Source organism: Phytopseudomonas dryadis (genome assembly GCF_004327355.1).
Classification (GTDB): Bacteria; Pseudomonadota; Gammaproteobacteria; order Pseudomonadales; family Pseudomonadaceae; genus Aquipseudomonas; species Aquipseudomonas dryadis.
Genome location: NZ_QJUM01000004.1, coordinates 175,779 through 195,987 on the forward strand (window position 1 = coordinate 175,779; position 20,209 = coordinate 195,987).

Genomic DNA, 20,209 nt, shown 5'->3' on the forward strand with positions numbered 1-20,209 from the left:
AAAAGCTCTGGAGGTAGTGTAGAAGCGGGGCGGGCGCGACCTATTGCCTCAGGTCAGCAAAGTGGCGGAAACGACGAGGCCGGCTGATCGCCGGCCTCGAAGCGGACTGCCGAGATCAGACCTGCAGGTAATCCAGGATGCCTTCGGCGGCATTGCGGCCTTCGAAGATCGCCGTCACCACCAGGTCGGAACCGCGCACCATATCGCCACCGGCGAAGATCTTCGGGTTGCTGGTCTGGTGCTTGAACCGACTCTGCTCGGGGGCGATCACCCGGCCCTGGCTGTCGGTCTGGATCTGCAACGCGTCGAACCAGGGCGCCGGGCTCGGACGGAAACCGAAGGCGATCAGCACGGCTTCGGCCGGGATGATTTCCTCGGAACCGGGGATCGGTTCGGGGCTGCGCCGGCCACGGGCATCCGGCTCGCCGAGACGGGTCTCGACCACCTTCACGCCTTCGACCCGGTCTTCGCCGACGATGGCGATGGGCTGGCGGTTGAAGAGGAATTTCACCCCTTCTTCCTTGGCGTTCTTCACCTCCTTGCGCGAGCCGGGCATGTTCTCCTCGTCGCGGCGGTAGGCGCAGGTCACCGACTTGGCGCCCTGGCGGATCGAGGTGCGGTTGCAATCCATGGCGGTGTCACCGCCACCGAGCACGACGATACGCTTGCCCTTCATGTCGACGAAGTCTTCCGGCGACTTCTCGAAACCGAGGTTGCGGTTGACGTTGGCGATCAGGAAATCCAGGGCGTCGTGCACGCCCGGCAGGTCTTCGCCGGGGAAGCCGCCCTTCATGTAGGTGTAGGTGCCCATGCCCATGAACACGGCGTCGTACTCATCCAGCAATTGCTGCATGGTCACGTCCTTGCCGACCTCGGTGTTCAGGCGGAACTCGATGCCCATGCCGGTGAAGACTTCGCGGCGGTTGCTCAGCACGCTCTTTTCCAGCTTGAACTCGGGGATGCCGAAGGTCAGCAGGCCGCCGATTTCCGGGTTCCGGTCGAACACCACCGGGGTCACGCCATTGCGCACCAGCACGTCGGCGCAACCCAGGCCGGCCGGGCCGGCACCGACCACGGCGACACGCTTGCCGGTCGACTTGACCCTGGACATGTCCGGGCGCCAGCCCATGGCGAAGGCGGTGTCGGTGATGTACTTCTCCACCGAGCCGATGGTCACCGCGCCGAAGCCGTCGTTCAGGGTGCAGGCACCTTCGCAGAGGCGATCCTGCGGGCACACGCGGCCGCAGACTTCCGGCAGGGTGTTGGTCTGGTGGCTCAGTTCGGCGGCGGCGAGGATATTGCCCTCGGACACCAGCTTCAGCCAGTTGGGAATGAAGTTGTGCACCGGGCACTTCCATTCGCAATAGGGGTTGCCGCAGCCCAGGCAGCGGTGCGCCTGGTCGCTGGCCTGAGCCGGCTTGAAGTTGTCGTAGATCTCGACGAACTCTTTCTTGCGCTGACGCAACAGCTTCTTCTTCGGGTCTTTGCGCCCGACTTCGATGAACTGGAAGTCGTTATTCAGACGTTCAGTCATAAAAACCTCTTAACAGCAGCGGCAAGCTTCAAGCTGCAAGCCGCAAGACAATCACGGTGGCCGGCAAGCCCGCTGCTTCTAACTTGCAGCTTGAGGCTTGCCGCTTGCAGCTGCTTCATTGCGGGTTGGCCCGGGTACTGGACAGCAGCGATTTGAGGTTCGCCGCCTTCGGTTTGACCAGCCAGAACTTGCGCAGGTAGTCGTCCAGGTTCTCCAGCAGATTGCGGCCCCACTCGCTCGACGTCTCGTCGACGTATTCGGCCAGTACGCGCTGCAGGTGGCTGCGGTAGGCCTCCATGGATTCGTTGTTGATCCGCTGGATCTCCACCAACTCGTGGTTGACCCGGTCGTAGAAGCTGTTGTCCAGGTCCAGCACGTAGGCGAAACCGCCAGTCATGCCCGAGCCGAAGTTGTAGCCGGTCTTGCCCAGTACGCAGACGAAGCCGCCGGTCATGTACTCGCAGCAGTGGTCGCCCACGCCCTCCACCACCGCATGGGCGCCGGAGTTGCGCACGGCGAAACGCTCGCCGGCGGTCCCCGTGGCGAACAGCTTGCCGCCAGTGGCGCCATACAGGCAGGTGTTGCCGATGATGGCGCTGTCCTGGGTCTTGAACGGGCTGCCCTTGGGCGGCACGATCACCAGCTTGCCGGCGGTCATGCCCTTGCCGACGTAGTCGTTGGCGTCGCCTTCGAGGTATAGGTTCAGGCCGCCAGCGTTCCACACGCCGAAGCTCTGCCCCGCGGTGCCCTTGAAGCGGAAGGTGATCGGCGCCTTGAGCATGCCCTGGTTGCCATGCGCCCGGGCGATCTCGCCGGAGACACGGGCACCGATGGAACGGTCGCAGTTGCAGATGTCCAGGTTGAACTCGGCGCCGCTGGCGCTGGCGATCGCCGCGCTGGCCATCTCGACCATCTTCTCGGCCAGCAGGCCCTGGTCGAACGGCGGGTTCTTCTCCACTTCACAGAACTGCGGCTTGTCCGCCGGGATGTGGTCGCTGCCCAGCAGCGGGCTCAGATCCAGGTGGTTCTGCTTGGCGCTCTCGCCCGGCAGCATCTGCAGCAGGTCGGTGCGCCCGATCAGCTGTTCCAGGCTGCGCACGCCCAGCTTGGCCAGCCACTCGCGGGTTTCCTCGGCGACATAGGTGAAGAAGTTCACCACCATGTCGACGGTGCCGATGAAGTGATCCTTGCGCAGCTTGTCGTTCTGCGTCGCCACGCCGGTGGCGCAGTTGTTCAGGTGACAGATGCGCAGGTACTTGCAGCCCAGGGCGACCATCGGCGCGGTGCCGAAGCCGAAGCTCTCGGCGCCGAGGATGGCGGCCTTGATCACGTCCAGGCCGGTCTTCAGGCCGCCGTCGGTCTGCACCCGCACCTTGCCGCGCAGGTCATTGCCACGCAGGGTCTGGTGGGTCTCGGCCAGGCCCAGTTCCCAGGGCGCACCGGCGTACTTGATCGAGGTCAGCGGCGAAGCGCCGGTGCCGCCGTCGTAGCCGGAAATGGTGATCAGGTCGGCATAGGCCTTGGCCACACCGGCGGCGATGGTGCCGACGCCGGCTTCGGAAACCAGCTTGACCGAGACCAGGGCCGACGGGTTGACCTGCTTGAGGTCATAGATCAGCTGCGCCAGATCCTCGATCGAGTAGATATCGTGGTGCGGCGGCGGCGAGATCAGGGTGACGCCGGGTACCGCGTAACGCAGCTTGGCGATCAGGCCGTTGACCTTGCCACCGGGCAGCTGGCCGCCCTCGCCGGGCTTGGCGCCCTGGGCCACCTTGATCTGCAGCACTTCGGCGTTGACCAGGTACTCCGGGGTCACGCCGAAACGGCCGGTGGCTACCTGCTTGATCTTGGAGCTGCGGATGGTGCCGTAACGGGCCGGGTCTTCACCGCCCTCGCCGGAGTTCGAGCGCCCGCCGAGGCGGTTCATCGCTTCGGCCAGGGCCTCGTGGGCCTCGGGCGACAAGGCGCCCAGGGAGATACCGGCGGCATCGAAGCGCTTGAAGATCGCTTCCAGCGGCTCGACCTCGTCCAGCGGCAGGGGCTGGTCGGCCAGCTTGACCTGCAGCAGGTCGCGCAGCATGGACACCGGACGGGTGTCCACCAGGGCAGTGTATTCCTTGAACTTCTCGTAGCTGCCCTGCTGCACGGCAGCCTGCAGGGTGTTGACCACATCCGGGTTGTAGGCGTGGTACTCGCCGCCGTAGACGAACTTGAGCAGGCCGCCCTGCTGGATCGCCTTGCGGTTGTTCCAGGCTTCGCCGGCCAGCGCCTTCTGCTCGGCTTCCAGGTCGACGAAGCGCGCGCCCTCGAGGCGGCTCGGCACACCCCGGAAGCACAGCTCGGTGACCTCGTCGGCCAGGCCGACGGCTTCGAACAGCTGGGCGCCGCGGTAGGAACCGACGGTGGAGATGCCCATCTTCGAGAGGATCTTCAGCAGGCCCTTGGAGATGCCCTTGCGGTAGTACTTGAACACCTCGTAGAGATCGCCCAGCACTTCGCCGGTACGGATCAGGTCGCCGAGCACTTCGTAGGCCAGGAACGGATAGACCGCCGAGGCGCCGAAACCGATCAGCACCGCGTAGTGGTGCGGGTCACGCGCGGTGGCGGTTTCCACCAGGATGTTGCAGTCGCAACGCAGGCCGGTCTCGGTCAGGCGGTGGTGCACCGCGCCGGTGACCAGCGCCGCGTGGGCCGGCAGCTTGCCCGGGGCGATATGGCGATCGCTGAGTACCAGCAGCACCTTGCCGCCGCGCACGGCTTCCTCGGCCTGATCGGCCATGTTGCGCACGGCCGCTTCCAGGCCGATCGACTCGTCGTAGTTGAGGTCGATGATCTGCCGCTCGAACCCCGGGCGATCCAGGTTCATCAGCGTGCGCCACTTGGCCGGCGAGATCACCGGCGAGCTGAGGATCACCCGCGAGGCATGTTCCGGCGACTCCTCGAAGATATTGCGCTCGGCGCCGAGGCAGATCTCCAGGGACATGACGATGGCTTCGCGCAGCGGATCGATCGGCGGGTTGGTGACCTGGGCGAACTGCTGGCGGAAGTAGTCGTACGGCGAGCGCACGCGCTGGCTCAGCACCGCCATCGGCGTGTCGTCGCCCATGGAGCCGACCGCTTCCTGGCCCTGTTCGGCGAGCGGGCGCAGCACCTGGTCGCGCTCCTCGAAGGTGACCTGGAACATCTTCATGTACTGCTTGAGCTGGTCGGCTTCGTAGAAGGCCGAGCCATGGTCGTTGTCTTCCATGGTCGCCTGGATGCGCAGGGCGCTCTTGCGCAGCCATTGCTTGTAGGGGTGGCGCGACTTCAGGCGGTTGTCGATGTCGTCGGTTTCCAGCACCTGGCCGGTTTCGGTGTCCACGGCGAGGATCTGCCCGGGGCCGACACGGCCTTTGGCGATCACGTCTTCGGGCTGGTAATTCCACACGCCGATTTCCGAGGCCAGGGTGATGTAGCCATTGCGGGTGGTGACCCAGCGCGCCGGGCGCAGACCGTTGCGGTCGAGCAGGCAGACGGCATGCCGGCCATCGGTCAGCACCACGCCGGCCGGGCCGTCCCAGGGCTCCATGTGCATGGAGTTGTATTCGTAGAACGCGCGCAGGTCGGCGTCCATGGTCTCGACGTTCTGCCAGGCCGGCGGAATGATCATGCGCACGCCGCGGAACAGGTCGATGCCGCCGGTGACCATCAGTTCGAGCATGTTGTCCATGCTCGAGGAGTCGGAACCCACGCGGTTGACCAGCGGGCCCAGCTCGTCCAGGTCGGGAATCTGGCCATTGGCGAACTTGGTGCGACGCGCCTGGGCCCAGTTACGGTTGCCGGTGATGGTGTTGATCTCGCCGTTGTGGGCGAGGAAACGGAACGGCTGCGCCAGCGGCCACTTCGGCAGGGTGTTGGTGGAGAAGCGCTGGTGGAATACGCAGATGGCGGTCTGCAGGCGCTCGTCACCCAGGTCCGGGTAGAACTGCTGCAGGTCGGCCGGCATCATCAGGCCTTTATAGATGATGGTCTTGTGCGAAAAGCTGCAGATGTAGTGCTCGCTGTCGCCGGCATTGGCCACCGACGAACGGCGCCGGGCGCTGAACAGCTTGATGGCGAACGCCTGATCGCTGAGGTCGTCACCGGCGATGAACACCTGCTCGATCTGCGGCAGGCGCTCGAGAGCCAGGCGGCCGAGCACGCTGGTATCGATCGGCACCTTGCGCCAGCCGACCAGGGTCAGGCCGGCCGCCTGGATTTCGCGGTTCATGTGTTCGCGGGCCACGTCGGCCTTGGCCGTGTCCTGATTGAGGAAGACCATGCCCACCGCATACTGCTTGGGCAGCTCGACGCCAAAAGTATCCTTGGCCACCGCCCGCAGAAACAGATCGGGCTTCTGGATCAGCAAGCCACAACCGTCACCCGTCTTGCCGTCGGCGTTGATGCCCCCACGGTGAGTCATGCAGGTGAGCGCTTCGATCGCGGTCTGCAACAGGTGATGGCTCGCCTCACCTTGCATATGGGCAATCAGGCCGAAGCCGCAGTTATCCTTGAACTCATCAGGATGGTACAGACCTGCTTTCATAGGGAACTCTCACCAGACTGCCTCTAAATTCAGGCATTTTTTCTTTCTAAATCAGACTATTACCTTGCGCGCAGGACGATGCGCCAGCTTTGCGCAGGCAAAAGGGAGGTCATTGTACATATCCGGACAGGGCGTCACAAATCTATTGTGACGAAACAACAGAAGCCAATGTCGCAAAATTGAAAGAATGCTCGCTACAGCCATGCTAGCCAATACGGCTGCGCGAGCATTATCCAATCAACGCTACGGCGTGATCTCCTGGGTGACGCTGGCGAAGGTGCGCGGCCAGGGCTTGCCCGCCTGCACCTGGGCCGGCAGCGCTTTCAACGCGGCCTGGGCGGCATCGCGACTGGCAAAGCTGCCGTAGGTCACGACGAACAGCGGCTTGCCCTGATGCTGCTTCTTGAAATAGCGGTATTGCCCGCCATTGGCACGAACGAAGGCCTGCGCACTGCTTTCCGAGCTGGTGCCCAGAATCTGCAGGGTGTAATGCGACGCCGTTTGCGTCGAGTACCAGGCCGAACCCGAAGCCGCCTGAGCGGGCGGCGCGGGTGCGGGTGCCGCGGGCTTAGGCGCCTGCGCCACCGGCTTCGGTGGCTGAGCGGCCGGCGCCTGGGCCGGTGGCGGCGTGACCACCGGCGCCGGCTCGGGCGCAGCGGGCGGCAAGACAACGGGTGGCGGTGCATTGGCGATCGGCTCGGCAACCTCGGCCTCGCCATCCCCATCGACCTCGCCGGTCGCCGCCTGCGCCAGAGGCTGACGAATCACCGGCTGAGACTGGCCGACCAATGGCAAAGGCAACGGCTGATTGCTTCCGGCGAACTCGATGGCCGGAGCGGGCTCCTGGGCGTTGCCCGCGGGCGCAGCCGGTGCACTCGGCTGCGCAGTCTGGCCAAGCGGCACCTGCGCCACTGGCTGCGCGACATCGGCCGGGTCGGAGCGCCCCTGCATCAGCCAGGCAGCCACCACGCCGATGCCCACGACGGCCAGGGCCAGCAGGTGTTTCTTCGGCAGGCTGAAGGCGAAGCCGGAGCGCTTGGCCGCGCCACGGCGGCTGGCCATGGCGTCGATCAGCACCTCCCGCGCCACGCGGTTGATCTCGCCCGGCCAGCCGCCGGAACGCTCATGGATCGACTCGATCTGCTCGTCGGAGAACACCTCCAGCCCCTGGGCAGCGCCTTCCAGACGCTGGGCCAGGTAATCGCGCGTCTCGTCTTCCTCGTAGGGCTGCAGTTCGATGACGTGGAAGGCTTCCGCGCCATCGGCCATGGCATCCAGACGTTCGATCAGCTCGCTGTCGGCGAACAGGAACACGTGGGCACGGCCATCGCCATTGCCCTCGGCCAGGGCCAGCAGGGCCTCCAGTGCGGCATCGCTGAGCTCCTCGGCATCGTCCACCAGCAGGTAGACCTCCTGGCCGGTCAGCGCCAACTGGCCAACCTGCGCCAGCAACGCGGCCGTATCGGTCTGCTGAGCGTTCAGGCCCTGGGCGACATGGCGCAGCAAGGTCGCCGGGTCCGCCGCCCCCTGGGCCGAGACCACGACATTGTGTACCGCCTGCTTGTTGGTGCTGGCCACCAGGGCCTGACGCAACAGGGTCTTGCCGCTGCCCTCCGGCCCCGTCACCACCAACAGCAACTGGCTGTAGCGCGCCAGATGATGCAGTTGCCCGAGTACCGGCTTGCGCTGGGCAGGAAAGAACTTGAAGCCCGGCACCCGCGCGGCAAAGGGGTCATGGGTGAACTGATAGTGATCGAGAAACGCTTCGTCGGCATGCAAACTGGTCATTGAACACTCACTGATTGTTAAGCCGAGCCACCAACGCCGCGTAATCGGCGCTCAACGTGGCATTCAAGATGTCCCGCGGGTACTCACTGGTGACCACCGCTTCACCCACTGCACGCAACAGCACCAGGCGCAGTTGGCCATCCTGCACCTTCTTATCGACCGCCATATGCTCAAGAAAGTGCTCCGGCGTCATCTCCGCCGGTGGCACCACCGGCAAACCGGCGGCCAGGAACAGGCGCATGCAGCGATCCCGCTCGTTGCTGTCGATCCAGCCGAGGCGGCAGGACATCTCCAGCGCCATGACCGTCCCTGCCGCCACCGCCTCGCCGTGCAGCCAGACGCCGTAGCCCATATGGGTCTCGATGGCATGGCCGAAGGTGTGCCCCAGATTGAGCGTGGCCCGCACGCCCGACTCGCGCTCGTCGGCGCCGACCACCCGCGCCTTGGCCGCACAGGAACGCTCGATGGCCGCCGTCAGGGCCACCTGATCCAGCGCGCGCAGGGCCGTCATGTTGGCTTCCAGCCAGCCGAGGAAGGGCTCGTCGCAGATCAAGCCGTACTTGATCACCTCGGCCAGTCCCGCCGACAGCTCGCGCGGCGGCAGGGTGACCAGGCTGCGGGTATCGATCAGCACGGCCTGGGGCTGGTAGAACGCCCCGACCATGTTCTTGCCCAGGGGGTGGTTGATGCCCGTCTTGCCGCCGACCGACGAGTCGACCTGCGACAGCAGGGTGGTGGGTATCTGGATGAAATTCACTCCGCGCTGATAACAGGCGGCGGCAAACCCCGCCATGTCGCCGATCACCCCGCCGCCCAGGGCAATGACCGTGGTACGGCGGTCATGCCGGGCACCGAGCAGACCATCGAAGATCGTCTGCAGCGTCTGCCAGTTCTTGAACGCCTCGCCATCGGGCAGGACGATCGAGGTCACCCGGTAACCGGCCAGCGCCGACTCGAGCGCGGCGAGATAGAGTGGCGCGACCGTCTCGTTGCTGACGATGGCGACCTGCCGGCCGACGATATGCTGCGCCAGCAGATCGGCACGTTGCAGCAGATCGGCACCGATATAGATGGGGTAACTGCGCTCAGCGAGATCGACCTGGAGTGTTTGCATGGAGCCCCCGATTGGAAAGGGCTCTAGGATAGCGCAGTTCGGCCCGCGCTTTAACGGGGCGCGAGCGCTTCCAGCCGCTCGAGTATCTCCTGAACGACCATGCGCGGCGGACGCTCGTCGGTTTCCACGATCACGTCGGCGATTTCCCGGTAGAGCGGATCGCGGATCGCCAGCAGGTCGCCCAGCACCTTGCCCGGGTCGGGGGCACGCAAAAGGGGACGGTTGCGATCCCGCGCGGTACGGTCGATCTGCTGCTCCACGGAAGCATGCAGGTAGATGACCCGACCGCCAGCGCGCAGGGCCTGGCGATTCTGCGGGCGCAGCACGGCGCCGCCGCCGGTGGCCAGTACCAGGCCATCGGCATCGCAGAGCTCGCCGATCACCGCCTGCTCGCGCTCGCGGAAGCCCTGCTCCCCTTCGACGTCGAAGATCCAGGGGATATCGGCACCGGTACGCTGTTCGATCTCCTTGTCGGAGTCCTTGAATGGCAACCGCAACTCTTTGGCAAGCAAACGCCCGATGGTGCTTTTTCCAGCGCCCATCGGGCCAACAAGGATCAGATTACGCACAACTCACCGACTCACGGCCACCGCTTGAGTGTTCATGATGCGCGGCGTGATGAAAACCAGCAACTCGGACTTGTTGTCCTGCACGATATCGCGGCGGAACAGCCGGCCCAGGTAAGGCAGGTCGCCCAGGAATGGCACCTTCTCGACAGATTTGCTCTGGGTATTGGAGAACACGCCACCGATGACGATGGTCTCGCCATCGGAAACCAGCACCTTGGCATTAACCTCGTTCTTGTCGATGGGCGGCACGCCGTTGAGCGCATTCTGGAAATTCGGGGCATCCTTGGTGACCTTGACCTCCATGATGATGCGGTTATCCGGGGTGATCTGCGGCGTCACCTCCAGCGACAGCGCCGCCTCCTTGAACGAGGTACTGGTCGCGCCACTGGAGCTGGCCTCCTGGTAGGGAACCTCCTGGCCTTTGAGGATCTTGGCCGTCTCCTTGTCCGAGGTCACCACCTTGGGCTGGGAAACGATCTCGCCATTGCCCGAGCTTTCCATGGCCGATAGCTGCAGATCCAGCACCAGGTTGTCGCTCAGGAAACCGATGCCGATACCGGAGGTGCTGCCCGACACCCCCATGTCGACGAAGGGCACGGGGGCCACCCCGGTCTCGGCCTCGTAATCGCCAATCGTGCTGCTGCCCGGGAAATAGCGAACCCCATCCTCGAAGGTCTGCGCCCCATCCTTGCCGTACACCCCCCAGTTGCCGCTGGTGGCAGTACCGCCCCAACGTACGCCCAGCGCCTTGTCGTAATTGACGTTGGCTTCGACGATGCGCGCCTCGATCATCACCTGGCGCACCGCCACGTCCAGCTGCGCCACGATACGCCGCAGTTCGTCCAGGCGCTCCTGGGTCTGGTAGGCGATGATGCTGTTGGTACGATCGTCGACGGTGATCGAGCCGCGCTCGTCGATTGCGCCATCGGCGCTGGTCACCGACTGGAACAGCTTGGCCATGTCCGCCGCCTTGGCGTAGTTGACCTGAATCAGCTCGCGGCGCAGCGGCGCCAGTTCGGCGATCTGCTTCTGCGACTCGAGTTCCTGACGCTCACGGGCGGCGATCTCCTCGGCCGGCGCGACCAGCAGGACATTGCCGATCTGGCGCTTGTCCAGGCCCTTGGTCTTGAGCACCAGGTCCAGGGCCTGGTCCCAGGGCACGTTCTGCAGGCGCAGGGTGATATTGCCGGCGACCGTATCGCTGGCCACCAGGTTGAGGTCGGTGAAGTCGGCGATCAACTGCAGCACCGAGCGCACATCAATGTCCTGGAAGTTCAGCGACAGTTTTTCACCGCTGTAGGTGAAACGATCCGCCTTGCGCTTGTCGACGTCCTCCTGGGTCAGTGGCTTGATGCTGAGCGTGAGCTTGTTGTCGGTCTGATAGGCCAGGTAATCGTAGGCCCCCACCGGCTCGATGACGATACTGGCGTTGTCACCACTGCCCGTGGCACTGACGAACTGCACCGGCGTGGCGAAGTCCTTGACGTCCAGACGCACCCGCAGCGACTCGGGCAACTGGGTTCTGGAGAAGTCCAGGCGGATCTTGCCGCCCTGGTCCTGAATATCCGGGCTCACCGAGGCATCGGACAGGGTGATGACCACATTGCCCTCGCCCTGCTCGCCACGCTGGAAATCGATATTGCTGATCGCCTTGCCCACCGCGCCGAACACCTTCGGCTTGGGCGCCGCGGCCGGCGTCGTGGAGGCCACCGGAGCCGGGGCGGCGCTGGCTGGCGCCGCGGTCACGCCGGTACCGACCTGCACGTAGAGGTTGTTGCCGTCGGTGCGCGTGTTGTAGGGCGCCAGATTGGTCAGGTTGATGATCAGCCGGGTGCGATCCTTGGCCTCGACCACGGTCACGCTACGGGCGTTGCCCATGCCCAGCTCGCGGTTCTTGACCCCCAGCTTGTTGGCCACGCCCGGCAGATCCAGGGCGATTCGCGCCGGCTGCTCGATGGTATAGCCGCGCGGCGCGGCGACGGGCTCGTCGAAGGAGAGCTTCAGCTCGACGCGATCACCCGGCAGCGCAGCGACATCCAGCGCCTGCAGGTTGGCCGCCAGTGCTGCGGGAGAGAGCAGGATCGCAAGCAGCGAAACGCCGAGACGCGAGAAAGAGCTGTTCATGCTTAGGTTCCGTTTGGCAGACCGGTTATTTCTGTTCATGTTCACCTCGCTCCTCAAGAGCGCTCTTTAAGAGGGAGGGTACGTGGGCGTTCGAGCCAGCCACCGTCACCATCGGGGACGATCTCGATCACTTCGATCTTGGCACTGTCGATGGAGACGATGCGGCCATCGTTGCGCCCCAGGTAATCCCCGACCCGGACGCGATGGACACCACCGGCGCCATTGACCAGCGCGAACGAGCCGCGCTCGTTGGACAGCGTGCCGACCATCTCGAACACCTCGATATTGAAGCCTTCGAGGAACTGCTTGACGCGCGTCTCATCCGGCTTGATCTCCGCCGAGCCCTTGGGGCGGTTGACCACATCGATCTTGACCGGGGGCTGGAACGGACTGCGCAGATTCGCCGCGCTGTAGGTGAAGCTCTCGTAAGGCTGGAACTTGGGCAGCGGCTCGATCGAGCCCTTGGGCCGTGCGCGCACCTCATCCATGTACGCCTGCAAGTCGGCAAAGTCGCCGCCACCGCCACAACCACCCAGGCTGACCAGCACCAGGCACGACAGGAAAGCACGCTTCATGGCTGAACTCCCTTGTCGTTGTAGCGGTAGGTCTTGGCCAGGATGCTCATGCGCAGCTTGGAGGTGCTATCGGCGCTGGCCGGCACCATCTCGAAGTCATGCAGGGTGACGATACGCGGCAAACTGGCCACGCCACTGACGAAAGTCGCCAGATCGTGGTAAGCGCCGACCACCTTGATCTGGATCGGCAGCTCGATATAGAACTGCTGGGTCACCTCGGGCAGCAACCTGATCTCCTCGAACTCCAGACCACTGCCCAGGCCGGTACGGGTGATGTCCTCGAGCAAGCCGGGCACTTCGGTATCGCTGGGCAGTTGCTTGAGCAACGCGCCGAACGACACCTCCATTTCCTTCATCTGCTCCTTGTAGGCTTCGAGGTTGGCGGCCTGGAATGCCTTCGACGAGAACTGCTCCTTCAGCGTCGCTTCCTCGCCACGCTTCTGATCCAGGTTCGCCTGCAGATCCTTCAGGTGAAAGTTGTAGCCCAGCGCCAGTACCAGCACCACGGCCAGCACACCGGCGATGACCTTGACCGCCGCCGGCCAAGAACCGATGTTGTTGAGATCGAGATCGTTGATATCGATCTTGCGCAGGCTTTCCAGCGAATCACTCAGACTCATGGCTTGACCTCCGCATCATCGCCCTGCGGCTGCGTCTGCTGGACAGTCAGCTGGAACACGTTGGCCTGATCCAACGCACCCGCGGTGACGGCCTTGACCTCGGTCAGGTTCGGCGCCTGCAGCCAATCGGAAGCATCCATGTTACGCATCAAGTTCGAAACCCTGTTGTTCGATTCCGCCGCACCGACGATGGCAATGTTCTTGCCGGTCATTTTCACGGCGGTGAAATACACGCCATCGGGCAGGGTTCTGACCAACTGGTCGAACACACGCCCGATGATCGGACGATTGCCCTGCAGGTCCTGAATGATCTTCATCCGCTCGAGCAGTTGCTGACGACGGGTTCTCAACTCGCTGATCTCGGCGATTCGCGCATCCAGCACGGCGATTTCCTTACGCACGAAATCGTTACGCGCCTGCTGATTGCTGATCGCGCCATTGAGGTACTGGTCACCCAGGAACACCAGGCCGGCGGCCACGACCAACAGACCGGCCAAGGACACCAGAAAGCGCTGCTTGCGCTCTTCGCGCAGCTGTTCGCGCCAGGGAAGGAGGTTAATCCGCGCCATCAGTCGAAACTCCTCATCGCCAGGCCGCAGGCAATCATCAGCGACGGTGCGTCACTGGCCAGCGCCCCCGCGTTCACCTTGCCGCTCAGCGCCATGTCCGCGAAGGGATTGGCCACCAGTGTCTGGGTGCCGATCTTCTGCTGGATCAGACGATCGAGATCGGGGATCGAGGCGGTCCCGCCCGCCAGCAGGATGTAATCGACATCGTTGTACTGGCCGGCGGCGAAGAAGAACTGCAGGGACCGGGAGACCTGCTGCACCACGGCATCCTTGAACGGCTGCAACACTTCGCTGTCATAGTCGTCCGGGAGGCCTCCCTGTTTTTTCGCCAGGCCGGCTTCGTCGACCGACAGACCGTAACGACGCTGGATCTCCTCGGTCAGTTGCCGGCCGCCGAACAACTGCTCACGGGTATAGATGGTGCGCCCGTTGTGCAGCACGCTCAGCGTGGTCATGGTGGCGCCGATGTCGACCACCGCCACGGTCAGCTCGTCGTGGCCGCCGCCCAGTTGCTCGGCGAGCAGCCCGTAGGCGCGCTCCAGTGCGTAGGCTTCGACATCGACCACCTTGGCGGTCAGGCCGGACAGGGCCAGAGCGGCCTCGCGCACCTCGACGTTCTCCTTGCGGCAGGCCGCCAGCAGAACCTCCACCCGTTCCGGATTGCGCGCCGAGACACCCTGAACCTCGAAGTCGATCGCCACCTCCTCCAAGGGATAGGGGATGTACTGATCGGCTTCGATCTTCAACTGGTTCTCGAGCTCGTCATCCGACAGACCGGCTTCCATCTCGATGGTCTTGGTGATCACCGCGGAACCGGCGACGGCGACGGCAACCGTCTTCACCCCGGTCTTGGCTTTCGCCAGTACACGCGACAATGCCTGCCCGACGCCTTCGAGCTCGGCGATGTTCTTTTCCACGACAGCATTGGCTGGGAGCGGCTCGACAGCGTAAGCCTCTACCTTGTAGCGGCTTCCTGAGCGACTCAATTCGAGGAGCTTGACGGAGGTCGAACTTATATCGATCCCCAAAAGCGTATTCGCTTTCTTACTGAAGAGCCCTAGCACGACCGATTTCCTATTGGCATCCGCAACTTACGGACTATTTATGTTTTTTCACATTAAATAACAGTCTTGACAGAAGCGCAAATGGCTCTCCGGCAAAAAAAACGCTTATAATGTGAACAGTTTTTGCCTTTTAGCTTTGTCTTCCGCTTAACTCATTCTTTTATCTGGAAATCCAAAAATCTTGATGCGTTTGCTGAAGTTTTTCTGCTGGTCCGGCGTCGCTGTTTTTTGTGCGCTGCTACTCAGTCTGAGCGGTGCCTTCCTGTACTTGAGTCCCACCCTGCCCTCCGTCGATGCGCTGCGCAGCATAGAGCTACAGATTCCGCTTCGCGTCTACAGCAGCGATGGCAAACTCATCGCCGAATTCGGCGAAATGCGTCGCTCGCCCATCGCCTTCGCCGATATCCCCCCCGACTTCATCAGCGCCCTGCTCGCCGCGGAAGACGATAACTTCGCAAATCATTATGGCGTCGACCTTACAAGTCTGATGCGCGCTGCCACGCAATTATTGAAAACCGGGCAAATCCAGTCGGGCGGCAGCACCATCACCATGCAAGTGGCGAAGAACTTCTTCCTCACCAGCGAGCGCAGCTTTTCGCGCAAGATCACGGAAATCCTCCTGGCCCTGCAGATCGAGCGCGAACTGAGCAAGAACGAAATCCTCGAGCTGTACGTCAACAAGATCTACCTGGGCCACCGCGCCTATGGCATCGAAGCCGCCGCCCAGGTCTATTACGGCAAATCCATCCGCGACTTGAGCCTTTCCCAGCTCGCGACGATAGCCGGTCTTCCCAAGGCCCCCTCGAGCTTCAACCCGCTGGCCAACCCGACCCGCGCCAAGGAGCGACGCGACTGGATTCTCGGCCGCATGCAACGTCTGGGCCGTATTGACCAGGAACGTTATCAGGCCGCCCTGGCCGAACCCCTCGGCGCCAGCTATCACGTACCGACCCCCGAGGTACCGGCGCCCTATGTCGCCGAAATGGCGCGCGCGGAAATGGTCGGACGCTACGGCAGCGACGCCTACACCCAGGGCTTCAACGTCACCACCACCGTGCCCAGCGACCTGCAGCAGGCCGCCAACCAGGCCGTGCGCGACGGCCTGATCGACTACGATCAGCGCCATGGTTACCGCGGCCCGGAAAGCCGCCTGCCCGGCATGACCCGGGAAACCTGGCTCAGCGAACTGAACAAACAGACGCCACGCGGCGGGCTCGATCCGGCCATCGTCACCCAGGTGGAAAAAAGCGGCATTCTGGTACTGACCCGCAGCGGCAAGGAAGAAGCCGTGTCCTGGGACAGCATGAAATGGGCCCGCCCCTTCCTCAACACCAACAGCCTCGGCCCACGCCCACAGCAACCGGCGGATGTGGTACAGATCGGCGACCTGATCCGCGTGCAGCGTCAGGCCGACGACAGCCTGCGCTTCGTGCAACTGCCCAGCGCGCAGAGCGCCCTGGTGTCGCTGGACCCGCAGAACGGCGCGATACGCGCCCTGGTCGGCGGCTTCTCGTTCGAGCAAAGCAACTACAACCGCGCCGTGCAGGCCAAGCGTCAGCCGGGCTCGAGCTTCAAGCCGTTCATTTACAGTGCGGCGCTGGACAGCGGCTACACCGCCGCCAGCCTGGTCAACGACGCCCCCATCGTGTTCGTCGACGACTACCTCGATCAGGTCTGGCGCCCGAAGAACGACAACAACACCTTCCTCGGCCCCATCCGCCTGCGCGAAGCGCTGTACAAGTCGCGCAACCTGGTGTCCATCCGCCTGCTGCAGGCCATCGGCATCGAGCACACCCTGAACTACATCAGCCGCTTCGGCTTCAACAGACAGGATCTGCCGCGCAACCTGTCCCTGGCCCTCGGCACCGCCAACCTGACGCCGATGGAAATCGCCAGCGGCTGGACCAGCTTCGCCAATGGCGGGTACAAGATCCAGCCCTACCTGATCCAGCGCATCGACAACCGTCATGGCGATCCGCTGTTCATCGCCAGCCCGCCAACCGTTCCCGAAGGGGCGCAACCGGAGGTGCCGCCGCCGGTCAACGAGGAAGGCGTGATGAGCATTGGCGAAGCGGCGCCGGAGCAATTGCCCGAGGCGCCGCCGAAGGTCGATGCCGAACGCATCATCGACGAACGCACCGCCTACATCATGACCAGCATGCTGCAGGACGTGATCAAACGCGGTACCGGCCGCCGCGCCATGGCCCTGGGACGCACCGACCTGGCGGGCAAGACCGGCACCACCAACGAATCCAAGGACAGCTGGTTCTCCGGCTACAACGCCGACTACGTGACCACCGTGTGGGCCGGCTTCGACCAGCCGGAAAGCCTGGGTCGCAACGAATATGGCGGCACCGTGGCCCTGCCGATCTGGATGAACTACATGGGCGCCGTGCTCAAGGACAAGCCGAGCCATGTGCCGGAAGAGCCCGATGGCATCCTCACCCTGCGCATCGACCCGCACAGCGGCCGCGCGGCCACACCCGGCACACCGGATGCCTACTTCGAACTGTTCAAGAGCGAAGACTCGCCGCCACCGATGAACGAACTGGATCCCGGCATGGGCATCCCCGGCAGCCCGCTGCCCGCCGACGAAGCCGCTCCTATCGATCTGTTCTGAAAGGGCAGCGGCAAGCTGCAAGCGGCAAGTAGAAGCGCGTTCCGCTGTGCGCTTGAAGCTTGAAGCTTGAAGCTTGAAATAGTGTTGATAACTGACGAAAAGTGTCAACGCCATCCACGACAGTAGCCGCTCGCAACCACAGGGTTCGCCTGTAGGAGCCCCGACCTCGGGGCGAATTGATTGCGGCCATCCTGCAAAAACGGCGTCGTGCCCACCATTCGCTGCGAGGTCGCAACACCTACACAAGCCTGGTCATCCTCTGCGCTTATCGCTGAATCCCGTGCAGGATGGGTCGGACCAGCGACATATGCTGGGACACAGCCATGAAAAAACCCGCCGAAGCGGGTTTTCTTCACAGCACCTGAACAGCCGGTCAGCCGTTGAACACCTCGTTCACCGACTGCAGCGGGTAGTGCTTCGGATAGGGCAGCGTCGCCACGCCGCTCTCGATGGCCGCCTTGGCCACCGCGTCGGAGATCACGGTGATCAGACGGGCATCCATCGGCTTCGGAATGATGTACTCGCGACCGAACGCCAGCGAGATGCCGCCATAGGCATCGCAGACTTCCTGGGGCACCGGCAGCTTGGCCAGTTCGCGCAGGGCGTTGGCGGCGGCGATCTTCATTTCCTCGTTGATGCGGGTGGCACGCACGTCCAGCGCGCCGCGGAAGATGAAGGGGAAACCCAGGACGTTGTTGACCTGGTTCGGGTAGTCCGAACGGCCGGTGGCCATGATCACGTCATTGCGGGTGGCGTGCGCCAGCTCCGGGGCGATCTCCGGGTCGGGGTTGGAACAGGCGAAGACGATCGGGTTCGGCGCCATCAGCTTGAGGCCTTCGGCGCTCAACAGGTTGGGGCCGGACAGGCCGACGAAGACATCGGCACCCGACAGCGCGTCGTCCAGCGTACGCTTGCTGGTTTCGGTGGCGAACACCGCCTTGTACTGGTTCAGGTCGTCACGCCCGGCATGCACCACGCCCTTGCGATCGACCATGAAGATGTTCTCGACCCTGGCGCCCATGCTCACCAGCAATTTCATGCAGGAGATGGCCGCGGCACCGGCACCCAGGCAGACGATCTTGGCTTCGGGCAAGGTCTTGCCGGCGATTTCCAGGGCGTTGAGCATGCCGGCGGCGGTGACGATCGCGGTGCCGTGCTGGTCATCGTGGAAAACCGGGATGTCGCACTGCTCGATCAGGGCGCGCTCGATCTCGAAGCACTCGGGTGCCTTGATGTCTTCCAGGTTGATGCCACCGAAGGTGATGGAAATGCGCTTGACCGTGTCGATGAAGGCCTGCGGGCTTTCCGCATCGACTTCGATGTCGAACACATCGATACCGGCGAAACGCTTGAACAGCACACCCTTGCCTTCCATGACCGGCTTGGAGGCCAGCGGGCCGAGATTGCCCAGCCCCAGAATGGCGGTGCCGTCGGAAATGACTGCCACCAGGTTGCCTTTGCCGGTGTAACGGTAGGCCAGCTCGGGATCGCGGGCGATCTCGCGCACCGGCTCGGCCACGCCCGGGCTGTAGGCCAGGGACAGGTCGCGTGCGGTGGCCGTGGGCTTGGTCAGCTCGACACTCAGTTTTCCCGGACGGGGCTTTTCGTGATAGTCGAGAGCGGCAGTTTTCAGATCAGACATAGTGGCATTTCCGCTTTTTGGGGCTGTGAACAGGCAGGCGGCCGAGGATACGCAAGTTGCATAGTGCTGCACAAGACTGTGCGGTCAGCTTGGAGACGCACCTTCAGTGCACCCATTTGAACCAATCGCCGCCACGCGGCTTGCCCTGTGGATCGGGATTATTGAGCAGACGCCAGCCTGCGCCCGCGCAGCAGCATCACGGGATCACGGCAACACCTGCAGCATGGCGCCGTGGCTCAGAGGCAGCATCCAGCGCGCCTGGTCGCCCTTGGTGCCGCCCTGCCGGGAACGGTCGATCATCCAGCCGCGCGCCTCGACCCGCTTGCCCGACAGCCCGCTCAACAGGGCCGGGTCGAAAGTGTCGAGCGCATCCGGCGCGATACGCAGCACCACCGAGTGTCCCAGCTCGAGCCACAGGCCGCCGCGGTTACGCTCGACACGCTGCACACGCCCCTGGATCAGCATGAAGCCGCTGCCCTTGACCCCGGCCACACCCTGCACCCGGCTTCGCTTCCACAATCCAGCCCGGGCGCTGCGCGCCTCGCGTTCCGCCGCGCGATGGCAGTCGACCAGCGCCACGTTCGGCGCGATGGCGACCAGATGGCCCAGCCCCTCGCTCAGCAGTTGCGCTTCCAGGTTGCGGCCCCGGCCGTCGTACAGGTGGGCCAGGGTGCGCCCATAGCGATCACGCCCCTGCTCGCCCACCTGCACCGAGACGCGACCGTCATTGGCCGCCACCAACTCGCCCAGGCGCTGCCGCGCCCGCTCGGCGAAGGGCTCTGCCGCACGCCCCTTGCGCGCCAGCTCCGGACTGTTGAGGCCGATCAGGCGCACGCTGCGGCCATCGACCAGGCGCAGGGTGTCGCCATCGACCACCCGCTGCACCTTGGCCACCGGCAACGGGCCCGGCGCAGGGCAGAAGGCCTGGGCCGGCAGGCAGACCACGGAAACGAAAAAGGCGCCCACGAGGGACGCCTTCCTGATCAGCGCGAAACCAGCCATGAGGCCCGACTTCGCTACTCGGCCGCTTACTTGGCGCCGAACACACCGAAACGCTGCTTGAAGCGGTCGATACGGCCGCCAGCGTCCAGCACTTTCTGCTTGCCGGTGTAGAACGGGTGGCACTCGGAGCACACGTCCAGGCTCAGCGGCTTGGCCAGGGTGGAGCGAGTCTTGATGACGTTACCGCAGCTGCAGGTAGCGTCGATGGCGACGTATTCCGGATGGATATCAGCTTTCATGGGGGTATTCCTCAGGTTTTGTGCCGCCACCTGACCCGATGTCAGGTACCGCACGCAGGTTGGCCGCGGATAATACCAGAGCGCCCCGGCGATGCAAGCCACAGACTCAGCCGGCCGTCGCCAGGGGGCATGCTAGCAGGCCGTTGAAAAACGTTTGCGAGGCAGCCAGCGCAATACCGATGGCG

14 protein-coding genes are annotated in these 20,209 nt (G+C 63.9%); 1 reads left to right on the forward strand and 13 read right to left on the reverse strand.

The genetic code is table 11. The annotated features are described in order from the left end of the window. Positions 1-115 precede the first annotated feature (115 nt). The 10 genes from DNK34_RS04965 to DNK34_RS05010 all read right to left on the reverse strand — a co-directional run bounded on the left by DNK34_RS04965 (position 116) and on the right by DNK34_RS05010 (position 14,521). Positions 116-1,534, reverse strand: a complete 1,419-nt coding sequence (locus tag DNK34_RS04965) for an FAD-dependent oxidoreductase (RefSeq protein ID WP_131174411.1) — start codon at positions 1,532-1,534, stop codon at positions 116-118. 115 nt (positions 1,535-1,649) lie between these two features. Then, entirely contained in the window at positions 1,650-6,098 is a 4,449-nt protein-coding gene (gene gltB / locus DNK34_RS04970; protein ID WP_131174412.1) for a glutamate synthase large subunit, read from the reverse strand. 243 nt (positions 6,099-6,341) lie between these two features. Then, on the reverse strand, positions 6,342-7,886 hold the full coding sequence (locus tag DNK34_RS04975; RefSeq protein ID WP_131174413.1) for an SPOR domain-containing protein: 1,545 nt from the start codon (positions 7,884-7,886) through the stop codon (positions 6,342-6,344). A 7-nt stretch (positions 7,887-7,893) separates the two neighbouring features. After that, positions 7,894-9,000 (reverse strand): 3-dehydroquinate synthase, encoded by a 1,107-nt coding sequence (gene aroB / locus DNK34_RS04980; protein WP_131174414.1) that lies wholly within the window; start codon positions 8,998-9,000, stop codon positions 7,894-7,896. A gap of 50 nt (positions 9,001-9,050) precedes the next feature. Continuing rightward, positions 9,051-9,569, reverse strand: coding sequence for a shikimate kinase AroK (gene aroK, locus DNK34_RS04985; protein ID WP_131174415.1), 519 nt, complete (start codon positions 9,567-9,569; stop codon positions 9,051-9,053). A 3-nt stretch (positions 9,570-9,572) separates the two neighbouring features. After that, positions 9,573-11,693, reverse strand: a complete 2,121-nt coding sequence (locus DNK34_RS04990; RefSeq protein ID WP_131174416.1) for a type IV pilus secretin PilQ — start codon at positions 11,691-11,693, stop codon at positions 9,573-9,575. A 53-nt stretch (positions 11,694-11,746) separates the two neighbouring features. Continuing rightward, positions 11,747-12,268 (reverse strand): type 4a pilus biogenesis lipoprotein PilP, encoded by a 522-nt coding sequence (pilP, locus tag DNK34_RS04995; protein WP_131174417.1) that lies wholly within the window; start codon positions 12,266-12,268, stop codon positions 11,747-11,749. Continuing rightward, entirely contained in the window at positions 12,265-12,888 is a 624-nt protein-coding gene (pilO, locus tag DNK34_RS05000) for a type 4a pilus biogenesis protein PilO (RefSeq protein ID WP_131174418.1), read from the reverse strand. The genes pilP and pilO overlap by 4 nt, the downstream gene beginning before the upstream one ends. Next, entirely contained in the window at positions 12,885-13,457 is a 573-nt protein-coding gene (gene pilN, locus DNK34_RS05005; RefSeq protein ID WP_131174419.1) for a type 4a pilus biogenesis protein PilN, read from the reverse strand. The genes pilO and pilN overlap by 4 nt, the downstream gene beginning before the upstream one ends. Next, positions 13,457-14,521 carry a pilus assembly protein PilM gene (locus DNK34_RS05010; RefSeq protein ID WP_131174420.1) on the reverse strand — a complete coding sequence of 355 codons (1,065 nt, stop codon included), beginning with the start codon at positions 14,519-14,521 and terminating at the stop codon, positions 13,457-13,459. Before DNK34_RS05010 ends, pilN begins: the two co-directional genes overlap by 1 nt. A gap of 181 nt (positions 14,522-14,702) precedes the next feature. Between DNK34_RS05010 and DNK34_RS05015 the strand changes: the two genes are divergently transcribed. Beyond that, on the forward strand, positions 14,703-17,141 hold the full coding sequence (locus DNK34_RS05015; RefSeq protein ID WP_131174421.1) for a penicillin-binding protein 1A: 2,439 nt from the start codon (positions 14,703-14,705) through the stop codon (positions 17,139-17,141). 373 nt (positions 17,142-17,514) lie between these two features. On the opposite strand, the gene DNK34_RS05020 is transcribed toward DNK34_RS05015, so the two are convergent. The 3 genes from DNK34_RS05020 to rpmE form a co-directional block, all read right to left on the reverse strand. Beyond that, a complete protein-coding gene (locus DNK34_RS05020) occupies positions 17,515-18,783 on the reverse strand; it encodes a malic enzyme-like NAD(P)-binding protein (RefSeq protein WP_131174422.1) in 1,269 nt (422 codons plus the stop codon). 204 nt (positions 18,784-18,987) lie between these two features. Further along, positions 18,988-19,785: a thermonuclease family protein gene (locus tag DNK34_RS05025; protein ID WP_131174423.1), complete on the reverse strand. Its 798-nt coding sequence runs from the start codon at positions 19,783-19,785 to the stop codon at positions 18,988-18,990. A 26-nt stretch (positions 19,786-19,811) separates the two neighbouring features. Further along, positions 19,812-20,024 (reverse strand): 50S ribosomal protein L31, encoded by a 213-nt coding sequence (rpmE, locus tag DNK34_RS05030; RefSeq protein ID WP_042552353.1) that lies wholly within the window; start codon positions 20,022-20,024, stop codon positions 19,812-19,814. Positions 20,025-20,209 lie beyond the last annotated feature (185 nt).

What these genes read in the sequence shown, in the direction of transcription:
- aroB (WP_131174414.1), bottom strand. Translation starts at nt 9,000, where the DNA reads ATGCAAACACTCCAGGTCGATCTCGCTGAGCGCAGTTACCCCATCTAT.
- gltB (WP_131174412.1), bottom strand. Translation starts at nt 6,098, where the DNA reads ATGAAAGCAGGTCTGTACCATCCTGATGAGTTCAAGGATAACTGCGGC.
- DNK34_RS04990 (WP_131174416.1), bottom strand. Translation starts at nt 11,693, where the DNA reads ATGAACAGCTCTTTCTCGCGTCTCGGCGTTTCGCTGCTTGCGATCCTG.
- pilN (WP_131174419.1), bottom strand. Translation starts at nt 13,457, where the DNA reads ATGGCGCGGATTAACCTCCTTCCCTGGCGCGAACAGCTGCGCGAAGAG.
- DNK34_RS04975 (WP_131174413.1), bottom strand. Translation starts at nt 7,886, where the DNA reads ATGACCAGTTTGCATGCCGACGAAGCGTTTCTCGATCACTATCAGTTC.
- pilO (WP_131174418.1), bottom strand. Translation starts at nt 12,888, where the DNA reads ATGAGTCTGAGTGATTCGCTGGAAAGCCTGCGCAAGATCGATATCAAC.
- DNK34_RS05020 (WP_131174422.1), bottom strand. Translation starts at nt 18,783, where the DNA reads ATGTCTGATCTGAAAACTGCCGCTCTCGACTATCACGAAAAGCCCCGT.
- DNK34_RS05025 (WP_131174423.1), bottom strand. Translation starts at nt 19,785, where the DNA reads ATGGCTGGTTTCGCGCTGATCAGGAAGGCGTCCCTCGTGGGCGCCTTT.
- rpmE (WP_042552353.1), bottom strand. Translation starts at nt 20,024, where the DNA reads ATGAAAGCTGATATCCATCCGGAATACGTCGCCATCGACGCTACCTGC.
- pilP (WP_131174417.1), bottom strand. Translation starts at nt 12,268, where the DNA reads ATGAAGCGTGCTTTCCTGTCGTGCCTGGTGCTGGTCAGCCTGGGTGGT.
- DNK34_RS04965 (WP_131174411.1), bottom strand. Translation starts at nt 1,534, where the DNA reads ATGACTGAACGTCTGAATAACGACTTCCAGTTCATCGAAGTCGGGCGC.